This window comes from Hymenobacter qilianensis, assembly GCF_014638675.1.
GTDB classification, from domain to species: Bacteria; Bacteroidota; Bacteroidia; order Cytophagales; family Hymenobacteraceae; genus Hymenobacter; species Hymenobacter qilianensis.
Window position 1 is genome coordinate 1,823,912 of sequence record NZ_BMFN01000001.1, and the last position, 14,302, is coordinate 1,838,213.

The following is a 14,302-nucleotide window of genomic DNA, read 5'->3' on the forward strand; positions in this document are numbered from 1 at the left end:
GCTAATTTTGAGTCGCGACACGCTGCTCTATGGTTATTTTTGGTCGATTGAATTGGGGCAGTTTGGTTTTGGCTGCTTTCGTTGGACTGGGCTTAAGTGGCCAGTCGGTACAAGCTCAGGGTACAGATGCCGCTGGTGCGCCCCGTGGGCCGCTGGTGCTGGGAGCGTATGTGCAAGGGGGCTTTATTATTGCCCATACGCCGCGGGTAGCGCATCTGGTGCAGGCGCACCCAACGGGTTTTGAGTTGAACTGGCAGCGCCAGACCACCGGAAATGCCCCCTGGCACGCGTGGTATCGCTATCCGAAAGTGGGCGTGGCCCTGACTTACTACGACTACCGCAATCCGGTGCTGGGCAAGTCATACGCCGCCACCGTGTACCTGAACAAGGCGTTTCTGCGCACCGCCCGCCACGAGCTGAACCTGCGCATGGGCACGGGCCTTGGCTACTTTCCCGTGCGCTTCGACCAGGAAACCAATCATAAAAACCTGATTGTCAGCTCGCGCCTGAACGCGACTTTGCAGTTGCGGGCCGAGTACGATGTGGCCATTTCCGAGCATCTGGGCTTATTGCTGGGGGTGGGACTCAACCATTATTCCAACGGAGCTACCACCAAGCCAAACCTGGGTATCAATATCCCGACGGTGGTAGTGGGCCTGAACTATCATCAGCAGCGGCCGTTTCGACCGTTGGCTACGGTGCCGGGCTACGTGCCCGAGGATATTGGCCAAAACTTCCTCAACCTAAGCGGCACGCTCGGCTACAAGCAGCGCAACGAATCGAGCCGGCAGAAGTATCTGGTAAACTCGCTGACGGTGATTGCCGGCCGGCGCATCAATCGCAAAAGCAACCTGGTGGCTGGCGTGGAAGGCTTTTACGACCGTGGCTTGCTGGCCGAGCAGCGCGATACTGTTCGCAACGGAGAAGCGCTGATTGATGTGAAAAAAGCCGGGGTGCTCGTGGGCCATGAGCTGCTGTTTGGGCGTATGGCGGTGGTCACGCACCTGGGGGTTTATGTGTATAATCCCTACAAGTCGAACAGCTTTTACTACGAGCGCATCGGTTTGAAATACCATGTTACGGAACGGCTTTTCGGCTCCATTGACTTGAAAGTGCACCGCGGCGCCGCCGACGTGATTGAATGGCGGGTAGGAATGAAGCTCTAGCCAACCCCGTCATTGCAGCGCTTTCTGCGCGTTCCGGCACGATGAAAAAAGCCCCCCAGCATCTGAATCAGCAGCAATTCATCTGCCGGACCCGCTGCTTCAGCTATTGAATCCGACGCTTCAGAATCTTTTTTATCACTCAAAGTCCATTTTCGCCCACATTTGACAGCACCCAACCAGAATGGTTTGATAATCAACGCTTAGCCGCTGCTGTCATGGACGATATGTTATTGCTGAACCGCTGGATTCACATCGGCGCCGGATTTGTTGGCTTTTTCATGGCGCCAGCCGCGCTGGCGGTGCGCAAAGGCGGCGCGGCGCATCGGCTTTGGGGCCGAATTTTCTTTTGGTCTATGGTGGTGGCGGGCATTACGGCTATTTTTTCGGCTAGTGTCAAGGGCCTTACTTTTTTGCTGCTGACCGGTATTTTTAGCTTGTATCTGGCTTGGTTTGGCTATCGCTCCCTCTACCACAAGCACATGGGTCAGGGCCAGCAAGCTGCTGTCTACGACTGGGTAGGAGTAGGGCTGGGGCTGGTGGTTTTTGGCGGCACCATTATCTACGGAGTAGTGACGCGCAATATTATTTCGGTGGTGTTTGGTGGCATTGGGGCCAACTTTGCCATACAGCAGCTGCGAGCGTTTCGGCGTCCCGGTCCCTGGCCTGCAGGCCAATGGCTGCACAACCATATATCGGGTTTTGTGGGGGCTTATATAGCGGCAGTATCGGCTTTTTCGGCTACCAGTCTCTCGTTCATTCCCTGGCCCTGGAATTTTCTGTGGCCTACGCTGGTCATGGTGCCGCCGCTAATCTGGGTGCAACGGCGCTATAAGGCTAAATTCTCGCAAGGACAGCGGCCCGAAGAAGTAGTGGAAGTGCGTTTGCAGAAGCAAATGCCAGCATAGAGCATTAATCGACCAGTCATTTAACCGTCCGATTTAGGCCGCCGTGCCGAGAGGTAGCGAAGCATGACGGCCTTTTCAGGCAGAGCTAACGCACCAACGCCTGATTGATCCGCTTCACAAGCGCCGGGCCTTCGTAAATAAAACCGGTGTAGAGCTGCACCAGCGCGGCGCCGGCGTCTAGTTTCTCCTGCGCATCGGCAGCCGAAAAAATGCCCCCCACACCTATAATCGGCAGTTCGCCATCCGATTTTTGGTGCAAATACCGAACGACCTCCGTGGCACGCTGGCGCAAAGGCCGACCACTCAAACCGCCTGCGCCCAGCTGCTGAACCTGCTGGGGGGCAATTTGCAGCCCTTCCCGACTGATGGTAGTATTAGTGGCTACCAGACCGCTCAACTTGGTTTCGCGGGCAATGAGCAGGATATCATCGAGTTGACCATCCGTTAGGTCAGGCGCAATCTTGAGCAGCAGCGGCTTGGGCTTAGGGCGGGCTTGGTTGCGGCTCTGTACTTGCTGGAGCAGGTCAATCAGGGGGGCTTTTTCCTGAAGCTGGCGCAAATTGGGCGTATTCGGCGAGCTGACGTTGACCACAAAGTAGTCGACCACATCAAAGAGCGCCTCAAAACAAGCTATGTAATCGGCGGCGGCTTGCTCATTGGGCGTATCCTTGTTTTTGCCAATGTTGCCTCCAATAAGCATGGGCGAGCGGCGCCCACGGAGGCGGGCAGCCACAGCCTCCGCGCCGTCGTTGTTGAAGCCCATACGGTTAATCAGGGCCGCATCAGCGGGCAGCCGAAACAGGCGCGGCACCGGGTTGCCAGGCTGCGCCCGGGGTGTTACCGTTCCAATCTCGACAAAGCCGAAGCCCAGCGCCGCCAGCTCATCCGTGAGGTCAGCGTTCTTATCGAAGCCGGCCGCCAAACCAACCGGATTCTTGAATTTTAAGCCAAAAACCTCTCGCTCCAGGCTGGGATGCTGAAAATCGTAGAGGCCGCGCAGCAAGGCAGCACTGCCAGGCAGGCGGTAGCCGCGCTTAAGATTGTCGAAAACAAAGTGATGGGCGCACTCCGCATCGAGCTGGAAAAGAAGAGGTTTGACGAAGCGCTTATACATTTAACAAGTAACATTTATCAATTAACACTGTGCAACAAAGCTAGTAGTGTGAAGCATGTCAATCAGCTGATGTGCATTACTAATTGTTAACTGATAATTGTCAAGGATCATCCCGCCCAACCTTCCCGGTCTAGACTGCGGTACTGAATGGCCTCCGCCAGGTGCTCAATGCGGATTTCCTCGGTACCTGCCAGGTCGGCGATGGTGCGGGCTACTTTCAGGATGCGGTCGTAGGCGCGGGCAGAGAGGCCGAGGCGCTCCATGGCGGTTTTGAGCAGCGCCCGGCCAGCAGTATTTATTTGGCAAATGTCCTTCACCATCTGCGAAGGCATCATGGCGTTGGAGTGAATATCAGGGAAATTCTGGAAGCGGGCATTCTGCACCTTGCGCGCTTTCTCTACCCGCTGCTGAATGTCGGCGCTGCTCTCCGATTTGCGGGTTTCCGTCATCTGATCGAACGTGACGGGCGTGACCTCCACGTGCAGATCGATGCGGTCGAGTAGGGGGCCACTTACCTTGTTGAGGTAGCGCTGCACCACACCGGGGCCGCAAACGCATTCCTTCTCCGGGTGATTGTAGTAGCCGCAGGGGCAGGGGTTCATGCTGGCGATAAGCATGAAGTTGGCCGGAAACTCAATGCTCACTTTGGCCCGCGAAATGGTCACGCGACGCTCTTCCAGCGGCTGCCGCATTACTTCCAGCACCGTGCGCTTAAACTCCGGCAACTCGTCCAGAAACAGCACGCCATTGTGGGAAAGCGAGATTTCACCCGGCTGCGGATTGCCCCCGCCTCCTACCAGCGCCACGTCCGAAATAGTGTGATGGGGCGCCCGAAATGGCCGTGTAGTCAGCAGGGATGCATTAGTGCCCAGCTTACCCGCTACCGAATGGATTTTGGTGGTTTCAAGCGCTTCCTGCATGGAGAGCAGGGGCAAAATACTAGGCAAACGCTTGGCCAGCATGGTTTTGCCGGCGCCGGGCGGACCAATCATAATGGCATTATGCCCCCCGGCGGCGGCTATTTCCAGGGCCCGCTTAATGTTTTCCTGACCCTGCACATCGGCGAAGTCGGCGGTGTATTGGTTGACGCTGTGCTGAAATACGTCGCGGGTATCGATGCGCAGGGGGGCAATTTCCTCGCGCCCTTCAAAGAAGTCGATGGCCTGCTGCATGCTGTCCACCGGAATCACGTCGAGATTGTTCACGATGGCCGCTTCCTGGGCGTTTTCGCGTGGCAGAATAAATCCTTTGAAGCCTTCCTTGCGGGCCTGAATGGCAATAGGCAATACGCCGCGAATAGGTCGCAGACTGCCATCAAGTGCCAACTCGCCCATAATAATATAGTCGCCGAGTTGCTCGGTGTTTAGCTGCTGCGAAGCGTGTAAAATTCCCAGCGCTATCGGCAGGTCGTAAGCTGAGCCTTCCTTACGCACATCGGCCGGCGCCATGTTTACCACCACCTTGGTGCGCGGCATCCGATACCCCCGAAACTTCAGCGCCGACTCGATGCGCTGCTGGCTTTCCTTGATGGCATTATCGGCCAGGCCGACTACATAAAAATTCGTTCCCTGAGATACAACTACTTCAATGGTAATAGTATTGGCATTAACTCCCTGCACGGCCGAGCCGAAGGTTTTGGTAAGCATTGATAAAATCTAAATAGGATAAGATGAAAGCCGGGCAAAGATAGACACCAAAAAGCCGGCCTTTTTTAGAGGCCGGCTCTTTTAGCAGTGTTAATAAGGCAGAAGCAACTCAATTGATCCCGAACGTCATGCAGAGGCGGAGCCGAAGCATCTCGCGTGCTGATGTTGCTAAGCTAAACAACTGAACACGCGAGATGCTTCGCTCCGCTCTGCATGACGGTCTGATTGAAGGATATTCTAGGTTAAGCTTTTTTTAGCTCTCTGCTTTTTCGTTTACCAAGTCTTCAATCAGCATGATCATGATGTGAATGGCCTTGATGTGAATCTCCTGAATTCTATCGGCATAACCTGAATGCGGGGCGCGAATCTCGACGTCGCAGAGGGCGGCTAATTGCCCCCCATCTTTGCCGGTAAGGCCTACAATACGCATCCCGGCAGCTTTAGCCGCTTCGGCGGCGCGTAGTATGTTGGGTGAATTGCCGCTGGTACTTATGGCGAGCAGCACGTCGCCGGGACGACCCAGGGCTTGCACGAAACGGCCAAATACGTAGTCGTAGCCGTAGTCATTGGCTACACAACTCATGTGTGAAGCTTCGGTGAGGGCAATGGCCGCCAGTGCCGGACGGTCGTGGCGGTAACGGCCGCTAAGCTCCTCGGCAAAATGCTGCGCATCGCAGAGGGAGCCGCCGTTGCCGCAGCTCAGCAATTTGCCCCCCAGCCGCAAGCTGTCGGCCATAAGGCGCGCAGCCTGCTCGATGGCAGCAAGGTTGGCTGGATCAGCTAGAAAACGGTCGAGGACCGTGCGAGCCTCGGTCAGCTCAGCTTGAATGCGATTGGTAAGCGAATTGGTCACTATTAAGGTTGGGAAGAAGGATACTGCGAGGGCCGCGGTGTTTCGAGGTCGGCGGCGGAAGCGGGCGGAACGTTAGAATGCGGTGGGGTTTCTACCACATTAGGGTTGGGGGGCAAATTCGTGCCCGGCGCAGGGTCGGCAGGCACTACATATACCGGGTCGAGGCGGGTAGCCGTGGTTGCCGTTGGCGCTGGAGTAGGGGCGGGCGGTACTACTGGTGCTACGGGTGTGACGGGTACTACGAGCGGCGCGGTGGTAACAGGCCGAGCGGGGTTTGCCGGGGCTGATGTGGTAACGGGGCGCGCCTGCAAATCCCGGTCGCGCTGCTCCATCTGGTGATCATAAAGGCGGGCTTTCAGCTCGTTTACCTTGCCTTCCTGGCGGGACAGGTCGCGCTTCAAAGCCACATTGTACAGGTTCTCTACGATCAGCTCCAAAGCCAGCAATATGGCTCCGATGACAAACATCGTGTTATAAAATGTTGCCAATCCTAAGTCGCCACTCAGTCCCATTGACGACATCATAAAGTCGCGGGACGCGGGCATCAGCATGAAAAGCAGCGCCAGGAGCAAATACACCATGACGACCACATTAACTAAGCGTTTGAAAGCAAGCATAGGAGGAGAAAGCTAAGTGGAAGAAAAGCCGGTGGTCAAACCACGCGCGGAAGCCACAGGAAGCCACAACGGCGGGCTAAATATAGACGTTTACCCATTTTGGGCGCGCAGTGCAACCCTGGCACCATCCTGCTAAACGCAGCCAAGCCTTCAACGGTTGATTTTAAGTGCGTTTTTCATGGTCTGGGGGGCTTTTTAGGCAGAGCGCAACTTAAGGCCACCTATTTCTTTTCGCCCAAATTCTACACCAGCATACCGTTGGTTTGCATGCTGTTCAGGCGCTGATACAAGCCGCCGGCCTGCGCCAGCAGCTCGTCGTGGGTGCCGCGCTCCACGATACGGCCGTTCTGCAAGACCACAATTTCGTCGGCGTGCTGCACGGTGCTCAGGCGGTGGGCAATAACCAGCGAGGTACGACTGTGCATGAGCCGCGTCAGGGCTTCCTGCACCAGCTTTTCCGATTCTGTATCGAGGGCAGAAGTGGCTTCGTCCAAAATCAGGATGGGCGGGTTGCGCAGGATGGCGCGGGCAATGCTGATGCGCTGCCGCTGCCCACCCGAGAGGCGGGAGCCCCGGTCGCCGATCATAGTGTGGTAGCCCTCAGGCGTTTGCTGAATGAATTCGTGGGCATTGGCAATCTTGGCCGCCTCAATTACCTGCGCTTCCGTGGCTTCGGTATTGAAGCGGATATTGTTGAAAATGGTATCGTTGAACAGAATGCTTTCCTGAGTCACAATGCCCATTTGCTCGCGCACGGAGTGAATGGTGCAGTCGCGCACATCGTGTCCGTCGATGAGAATTTGCCCCCCAGTGGGGTCGTAGAAGCGCGGCAGCAGGTCGGCCAGCGTTGACTTGCCGCTGCCCGATGGACCAACCAGGGCCACGGTTTTACCTTTGGGAATAACGAGGTTGATGTCGGTGAGTACGGGCTGGTCGCCGTAGCTGAACTGCAAATTGCGCAGCTCAATCTGGTGCTGGAACGGCGGAAGCACGTGCGCGTCGGGCTTGTCGCGGATAATGGGCTCTGTATCGACCACTTTCAGAATTCGCTCACCAGCAACTAGGCCCCGCTGAATGTAGCTGAACGCCCCGCCCAGCGCTTTCACGGGCACTAGTACCTGCGAAAACAGAATCAGATAGCCAATAAAGTCCGACGCCGTCAGCTCCGATTCGCCCGACAAAACCAGCGTGCCGCCATAGAATAGCAAGCCTGCCACCACACCCACACCCAGAAACTCGGAGATAGGTGACGACAAATCGCGGGAGTTGGCCATAGCCCGCAGCGTACGCGCATACTCGTTGTTCTGCGCCCGAAACTTGCCCATAATGTAGGGTTGAGCATTGAAGGCCTTGATAACCCGAATGCCCCCCAGCGTCTCGTCAATCACCGTAAGCATGGTGCCCAGCGACTCCTGGCTTTGGTGAGCCTGCCGCTTTAGCCGCTTCGAAATACCCGAAATCAGCAAGCCCGATACCGGCAGAATAAGCAGGGTAAACAACGTCAGCTTCACCGACATGTACAGTAAGAGCACGAAATACGCCACGATAAACAGCGGATCGCGGATAACGCCGGTCAGCGTGTTTACCACCGAACCTTCTACTTCCTGCACGTCGTTGGTGAGGCGCGACATCAGGTCGCCTTTACGCTCGCCCGAAAAGTAGCCGAGCTGTAATTGCGTGATGCGCTCATACAGCGCGTGGCGCATATTGCGGATCACGCGGGCCCGAACCCGGGCGATGATGCGCAAGCCCAGATAGCGGAACAGATTGCTTAGAAACACCGAAACAATCAGCACCATACACACGAAGCTCAGCGCGCCCAGCTTGCCCCGCGAAAGCGTGACCTGCGTGAAGTAGTAATCGAAAGTCGTTTTGATGTAGTCGATGGACAGCGCAAAGTCCGGCGGTGCGGTGGCAGTAGCGGTATGCTGCTCTGTGGTGCCAAACAGCACGTTGAGCAAAGGAATGACCAGCGTAAAGTTGCAGAGCCCGAATATGATGCCGAGCACCGTATACAGAAAATACAGGGGCACGAAATCGGCGAACGGCCGCGCATAGCCCAGAATGCGGAGGTAGGTTTTCATGGAGGCCGCAAAGGTAAGCATTAGCGCAGCCCTCGTTCAATCGGCCTCTATCCGACCACTTTCAGCAGCCATTTCTTTACCCAGGCATTCCGGGCCAAGCCAAAACCAGCATTTACCAGCCAGGGTTTGCTGGAAATAAACCGCATAAGCCGGTAGCTGCGGGCCAGCTTCTTGCCTATCTGCTGATACACCGCCTGCTCGTACCAGTGCATTTGCGCCGCGCTGAAATCCTGCTGCTCAAAGCAGCGCACGGCTTGCTTAGCCGCCAGTATGCCGCTTTGAATGGCCGTATCGATGCCGTGGCCCTGTAGCGGGTCGATGAGCGAAGCTGCGTCGCCGCAGAGCAGGAAGCGGGCGCCACTAATAGGCCGGGATTTGCCCCCCAGCGGCAGCCCAAAGCCGCTTACTTCGCTTAGTTGGCTGGCCTGGGCAAACCGTGGCGCCACCTGCGGATGCTCGCGGGTAATAGCCAGCAGCACTTTCTTTAAATCCAGCTTTTGGGCCGCCACATCAGACGAAAGCATGCCAAAGCCGACATTATACACGCCGTTGCCGACCGGGAAAATCCAGAAATAGCCAGCCAGATACTCGCGTAGGAAATAGAACTCGGTGGTGGTTTCGTCGGTGTTGGTGAGGCCCTGAAAATAGGCGCGCACGGCTACGCACTGGTGGGCACGGTCGAGGGGGCGCTGGGTAAGCTTGCGGGCCGCTACCGAGTTAGCGCCGTCGCAGCCAATAAGCAGCTGGCAGGTAAGTGGCGCTTGCCCGTTGGCGGACAGCAGCGTGACTTGCTCAGCCGACACGTGCATATCCTTGACCGGAAAAGCGAGCTGAACGTGCGTTTCGGTGTGAGCCCGTACCATTGCCAGCAGGCGTGCGTCGAAGTGCAGACGGGGGCTGTTGAAGGTTTGAATTTGCCACCGCACCCGGATGTCGTCGCCGCTGGGCGCAAACAGCCGGCTGTCGCGGGTTTCGGCTTTTTGCGGCAGCGCGTACAACTCCTCATACAAAGCCGGCGAGAGTTTCCGGATGGCTTTGAGGGCCAAGCCCGGAATGGCGTCTCCGCATACTTTATCGCGTGGAAACCGGTCTTTATCTACCAGGGCCACGCGCAAACCGCTATTCTGCAACGCCAGCGCGCAAGCCGTACCCGCTGGTCCGGCCCCGAGAATAACGACATCGTAGTGGTTGGTCATGAAGAAATGCGGCCCGCCCGAGCTGTTAAAACTCGTAGAGGCGCTGCGCAATATTCCAGCGGAATGCCAGAGAAGGGTACACCGTGCTATTGGTCAGGTTATCGACGTCGGGGCTGGTTATGCGGCGCATAATCAGCTTCGCATCAAGCCATACATTATGGCGGGCCTGATACGTGGCAGTAAAATCGGTGTGAATAAGATTGGTTTGGATACCATCGCCCACCCGGAAATCCTCTATGCGCACGTTGCCATCGGGCTGGAGCGGTCGGTTGGTGTAGGGCAAACGTACGTTGCCGCCGTAGTTAACCAGAAAGCCGTTTTCGTCTGTTATGTCATTGCCCTGCACGGTGTAAAATCCTTTGGCAACCAAGTTCAAGCGTGGCAAGGGCTGGTAGCTGACAATGCCCAGCAGCTCCACCAAATTGCCCCCCATCGGGTGCGCCAGCGGCTGGTTGTAGTGCTGGTAGTTGCGGTACTGATCGAGGTGCTGGTAAGTGTAGGGCCGGATATAGTTTACTTCACCCTGAAAATCAAGGTTTTGGATACCTGCTACATTAATGTAGCGGCCACCCAGCTGCACCGATTGCTTGTTGCGCCACGAGCCTTTGCCCGCACGCGCCTCACTGATAACGAACTCATCCAGCACCACCTGCCCATACAGCTGCAACCGCCGCTTGATATTCCACTTGAAATCAAGGCCCAGCAAGGCGTTATCATTGGAGCCAATAGCCTGCTCTACAGAGCGGTAGAAGATGATGGGGTTGAGGTATTGCAGCTCGTAGCGTCCCTTGCCGCGACCAAAAACCACCGATTCAAATACGCCTACATTAAAGTTAGGCGCCAGATCGAGGCTGAGGTGATGGAGGGCGAAGTACTTCTTTTGATAAATCGTGTCTTGGTTGGCCTTTTCGGCCGTCATTTCCGCAAACAGGTTCTGGTAATTGAATTTCCAGATGCGGGTATTAACCTTCAAAAACAGGTAAGGCGCCGCGTAGTCTGACAGGATAAGCGAGCGGTAGCCGTTGCCGATGGTGTTGCGGTCGTAGCCAAACTGTAGGTTGATGTGCTTGGTGGCCGAGTAAGTGAGGTAGCCGCGCCCCGAAAGGAAGTCGTACTGATCGGCGCGGTTTTTATAGGTTTTCCAGAAAGCCTCGTGGGGTACGATGTTGTCGCGCAGCACCCGTTGCTGCACATAAAAGGGCGCGGCCGTCTGATTATCAGCCAGGAAGGTATAGAAGCCCAGCTTTTCGTCGATGGTGCCTTCCACCTGCACGCCGCGCGTATTGAGGTAGCGCAAGCCGTCAATGTCGGTGTCGCGGCCCACGGAAAGGTTGGCCACAGGATTTACGCGTAAGGTGAAGCCAGGCGTTTCGACATGGAAAAAATCGGACTTATTACGGTAGAAACGCCCCAGCACCGGCTTTTCCGACGTATTTACCGCGACATCCTGCTTGGTAGACTGCCAGTTGTCGCGCAATAGATATTCAGCGTTAAAGCGGTCGGCGCGAGTGATGCCGGCAGTGGTGCTGTCCCGCAGAATGCGCTCTGCCAAACGGGCTACGCTGGCGCGGGTGTAAGGTCGTACCGAGGTATGCGGGTCGTTGAGCGAATCGGGGCCGAAAAGGATAGCATAGCGGTCGATAAGCCGATACACGTCGCTGTCGAGCGGCACATACGTAGTGCCCTGCACATCACTTTGGGGCTGGACTGGAACGGCCGGTTTGGCGCCCAGCGTGTCGATTCTTAGATAAGTGGGGCCAGCTGGGTTTACCTGGGCAACGGCCTGCCCGGCCAGAAAGCTCAACGCGGTGAGCAGCAATAATGATTTTCTCATACTAATTAGTAGGACCAAACGACCACTGAGGCGCCCGGCCGTGCAAAACTACGCACTTGGGGGGCAAATTAGGTTGCGCGCGAAAATCGGTCCGGCTTCGCTGCGTAAAAGGTTAGCAGGCCGGTTTGCTGAAACTTTTTGCCCTAAAAAAGCCCCCCAATGCCGTGCTCCTTCTTCAAGTTGCCGTACTAAGCTTCTAAACTTTCATATTCTCCCTTGCCGCTTCGCTATATCCGCCATTCTGAGCTCGACCTGCCCGCCTGGGAGGCTTGCGTAGCAGCCGCGCCCCAAGCGCTGCCGTATGCGTGCGCCTGGTGGCTGGCAGCTACGGCTGGGCGCTGGGATGCGGTGGTGGAAGTGATGGAGGACACGGGTGCATACGCCTCTGTGTTTCCGCTACCAATAAAAACGAGGCCCTGGGGGCGCGACGTGTATCAGCCGCCTTTTACCCAGCAGCTTGGCCTGATTACCACTGCCGCCAGCCGCCACCGCCATGTGCTTGACTATCTGGCGTTGCTGCCCGCAGGGCGTGTTGCACATCTGTACTTGCAGCTAAGCACCAAAAACGAGCTGGTAGCTGCGCCGCCTGGCTTTAAGCTGACGCAGCGCCAAACCTACCAGCTCAGTTTGGCGCCCGTTTATAATACGCTGCTGGCTTCCTACGCACCCGACTACCGCCGCCGTATTAGCCGAAGCAAGGAGCAGCCTCAACATCTGGTTGTTACAGAAACTATGTCGGCGGGGGCTGTTATTGACTTATTCAAAAGAGAGAAAGCCGCTGTCGGTTTGAAGAACCAGGAATACCAGCACTTGCAGGCTTTAGTGAAGGCCTTGCAGGCGCACAGCCGGTTGCTGATACTGGAAGCGCGGGCGCCAAACAGCGGCGAACTGCTGGCCGGAGCGTTGTTTGTCTGCCATGCCCATGTTATCATTTATTTGTTCGCGGCTGCCTCGCTGGGGGGCAAAAAAGCCGGTGCCCCACTGCTGCTGCTCGACCATGTAATTCAGCGCAATGCGGGCTCGCCCGGCTTAGTTCTCGATTTTGAAGGCGGAATGATTCCTTCTATTGCTCGTTTTTTCGCCAACTTCGGCGCCACGCCCGTACCCTACGCGGCCCTCACTCAAACCCGCCAACCCTGGTATCTGCAATGGATGCGCTAAACCCAACGCCCGAAGCTACTCCCGACCTTTCTGAGCGCGTGCACATCGTGTGCGCCGAGCCTTCCATCGCCAATCACTTTCTGGCCGAGCTGCGCGACGTGGATGTACAGCGCGACAGCCTGCGCTTCCGGCGCAACCTTCAGCGCTTAGGCGAAATCATCGCGTATCGCATCAGCTCTTTGCTCAGCTATACCGACAAAGCCGTACAAACGCCACTGGGCACGGCCAACAGCCAGCAGCTCCGCGACTTTCCGGTGCTAGCTACCGTATTGCGGGCCGGTTTGCCATTTCATCAGGGCTTTCTCAATTATTTCGATCAGTCGCCCAGCGCTTTTGCGGCCGCTTACCGCATTGAAGGCACATCACAAGTGCAGGTGCAGGTCGATTATCTGGCCGCGCCTTCCTTGGATGAGCGGGTACTTATTCTGGCCGATCCGATGTTAGCTACGGGCAAATCATTGGTGCTCACCTATCGGGCAATGCTGCGCTTTGGCACACCCCGACAGGTACACATCGCGGCCGTTATTGCCAGCCCGGAAGGCGTAGCGTACGTAACCCGCGAAATTCCGGAGGCCACGCTTTGGGTAGCTGCCGTGGATGAAGGCCTGAATGCCCAGGCCTATATCATGCCAGGCCTCGGCGACGCCGGCGACCTCTCGTACGGAAGCAAATTGTGAGCAGGATAGCGCTTATGAGAAACCAGCTTTACTAACACGGCATATAATCGGCAGCATACGGGGAACCAAAGGTGGCACCAGCTTCGTGTTACCTTTACGCCCGAAGCTGTTGGCCGTTTTTGCTATTCAAGCTGTAAATACTCCTTGCTCGTGCTACCCGAACTTGCCAAACAACTGGCCCAATACGCATCTGTTTACCTACTGAGCTCTCTCAAGTTCTTTGCCGGCCCGGTTGCGGGCACGGCAGCGGGTTTGTCTTTCGCTCTCACGTGGGGGCTGACCGTAGCTGGTATGATGACGAGTGTAGTTATTGTGTCGGGGGTGGGCCGTGCCTGGGCGCTGCACCTGCGGAAACGGCGTCAGCGTAAAGGCAAGCCCGTATTTAGCAAGCGCAGCCGTCGTATCGTAAGCATTTTTCGCCGCTTCGGCATGCCCGGTATTGCTTTCCTGACGCCTATTCTGTTTAGTCCCATCCTCGGTACCGTCATTGCTACTCAATTGCATGTGCCTCGCTCACGGATTCTGCTGCATATGCTGTGGAGTGCGGCCATTTGGGGCGTTGCTCTCACCTTCGTGACTATCGAATTCAGTCATTTGCCCATCTTTCAGCACTGACACTTAGCTGCGGGATATAATTACGTAGAAATGCCCCCCAGACCGTCGGTCTGGGGGGCATTTCTACGTAATGAAAATTAGGACCAGAATACCCGGAAATAGGTATTGCCTAATGAAAAATTATGGTGTTGCTTTGATGTGAAGTAAGCTATAAATATTTGTGCTTAAGACAGTTCAGTTTACCTAGTGTCTTATTATCTTTAGCTCTACCCGCTATCTATATTCTCGTTCCTCTCATCAACGCTGCTATGAAACCTCAATCCTTCACCTTGCAAGGTCGCCCTTCCACCATACACGAACGGTCATCTGCCGCTCCTGTATTAGTATTTCTGCATACCAATGCTTTAGGAGTCAGAGTGTACCTACCGCTTTGCGAGGAGACCGTGCGGGCGGGCTACCGCCTGATGGCATGCAGTGAGTAAGTTGTCGGGTAT

12 protein-coding genes are annotated in these 14,302 nt (G+C 56.1%); 5 read left to right on the forward strand and 7 right to left on the reverse strand.

Translation table 11 applies throughout. The features are described from left to right. Positions 1-68: 68 nt before the first annotated feature. Positions 69-1,166: an acyloxyacyl hydrolase gene (locus IEW06_RS07750; protein WP_188547890.1), complete on the forward strand. Its 1,098-nt coding sequence runs from the start codon at positions 69-71 to the stop codon at positions 1,164-1,166. Positions 1,167-1,381: 215 nt separating this feature from the next. Beyond that, entirely contained in the window at positions 1,382-2,071 is a 690-nt protein-coding gene (locus tag IEW06_RS07755) for a DUF2306 domain-containing protein (protein ID WP_187733188.1), read from the forward strand. 85 nt (positions 2,072-2,156) lie between these two features. On the opposite strand, the gene IEW06_RS07760 is transcribed toward IEW06_RS07755, so the two are convergent. The 7 genes from IEW06_RS07760 to IEW06_RS07790 all read right to left on the reverse strand — a co-directional run bounded on the left by IEW06_RS07760 (position 2,157) and on the right by IEW06_RS07790 (position 11,415). Then, positions 2,157-3,185 (reverse strand): quinone-dependent dihydroorotate dehydrogenase, encoded by a 1,029-nt coding sequence (locus IEW06_RS07760; RefSeq protein WP_187733187.1) that lies wholly within the window; start codon positions 3,183-3,185, stop codon positions 2,157-2,159. Between the two features lie 107 nt (positions 3,186-3,292). After that, positions 3,293-4,831, reverse strand: coding sequence for a YifB family Mg chelatase-like AAA ATPase (locus IEW06_RS07765; protein ID WP_187733186.1), 1,539 nt, complete (start codon positions 4,829-4,831; stop codon positions 3,293-3,295). A gap of 253 nt (positions 4,832-5,084) precedes the next feature. Next, complete coding sequence (gene lpcA / locus IEW06_RS07770; RefSeq protein ID WP_187733185.1) at positions 5,085-5,684, reverse strand: D-sedoheptulose 7-phosphate isomerase; 600 nt, start codon at positions 5,682-5,684, stop codon at positions 5,085-5,087. A 2-nt stretch (positions 5,685-5,686) separates the two neighbouring features. Further along, on the reverse strand, positions 5,687-6,301 hold the full coding sequence (locus IEW06_RS07775) for a hypothetical protein (protein WP_187733184.1): 615 nt from the start codon (positions 6,299-6,301) through the stop codon (positions 5,687-5,689). A 242-nt stretch (positions 6,302-6,543) separates the two neighbouring features. Beyond that, positions 6,544-8,385: an ABC transporter ATP-binding protein gene (locus IEW06_RS07780; protein ID WP_188547892.1), complete on the reverse strand. Its 1,842-nt coding sequence runs from the start codon at positions 8,383-8,385 to the stop codon at positions 6,544-6,546. Positions 8,386-8,432: 47 nt separating this feature from the next. After that, positions 8,433-9,581 carry an NAD(P)/FAD-dependent oxidoreductase gene (locus IEW06_RS07785; RefSeq protein ID WP_187733183.1) on the reverse strand — a complete coding sequence of 383 codons (1,149 nt, stop codon included), beginning with the start codon at positions 9,579-9,581 and terminating at the stop codon, positions 8,433-8,435. A gap of 25 nt (positions 9,582-9,606) precedes the next feature. Further along, positions 9,607-11,415 (reverse strand): capsule assembly Wzi family protein, encoded by a 1,809-nt coding sequence (locus IEW06_RS07790; protein ID WP_187733182.1) that lies wholly within the window; start codon positions 11,413-11,415, stop codon positions 9,607-9,609. 216 nt (positions 11,416-11,631) lie between these two features. Between IEW06_RS07790 and IEW06_RS07795 the strand changes: the two genes are divergently transcribed. The 3 genes from IEW06_RS07795 (at position 11,632) to IEW06_RS07805 (ending at position 13,868) form a co-directional block, all read left to right on the forward strand. Beyond that, positions 11,632-12,576: a GNAT family N-acetyltransferase gene (locus tag IEW06_RS07795; protein WP_187733181.1), complete on the forward strand. Its 945-nt coding sequence runs from the start codon at positions 11,632-11,634 to the stop codon at positions 12,574-12,576. Further along, positions 12,564-13,253 (forward strand): uracil phosphoribosyltransferase, encoded by a 690-nt coding sequence (gene upp / locus IEW06_RS07800; RefSeq protein ID WP_187733180.1) that lies wholly within the window; start codon positions 12,564-12,566, stop codon positions 13,251-13,253. Before IEW06_RS07795 ends, upp begins: the two co-directional genes overlap by 13 nt. Positions 13,254-13,403: 150 nt before the next feature. Next, positions 13,404-13,868, forward strand: coding sequence for a hypothetical protein (locus tag IEW06_RS07805; protein ID WP_187733179.1), 465 nt, complete (start codon positions 13,404-13,406; stop codon positions 13,866-13,868). Positions 13,869-14,302 lie beyond the last annotated feature (434 nt).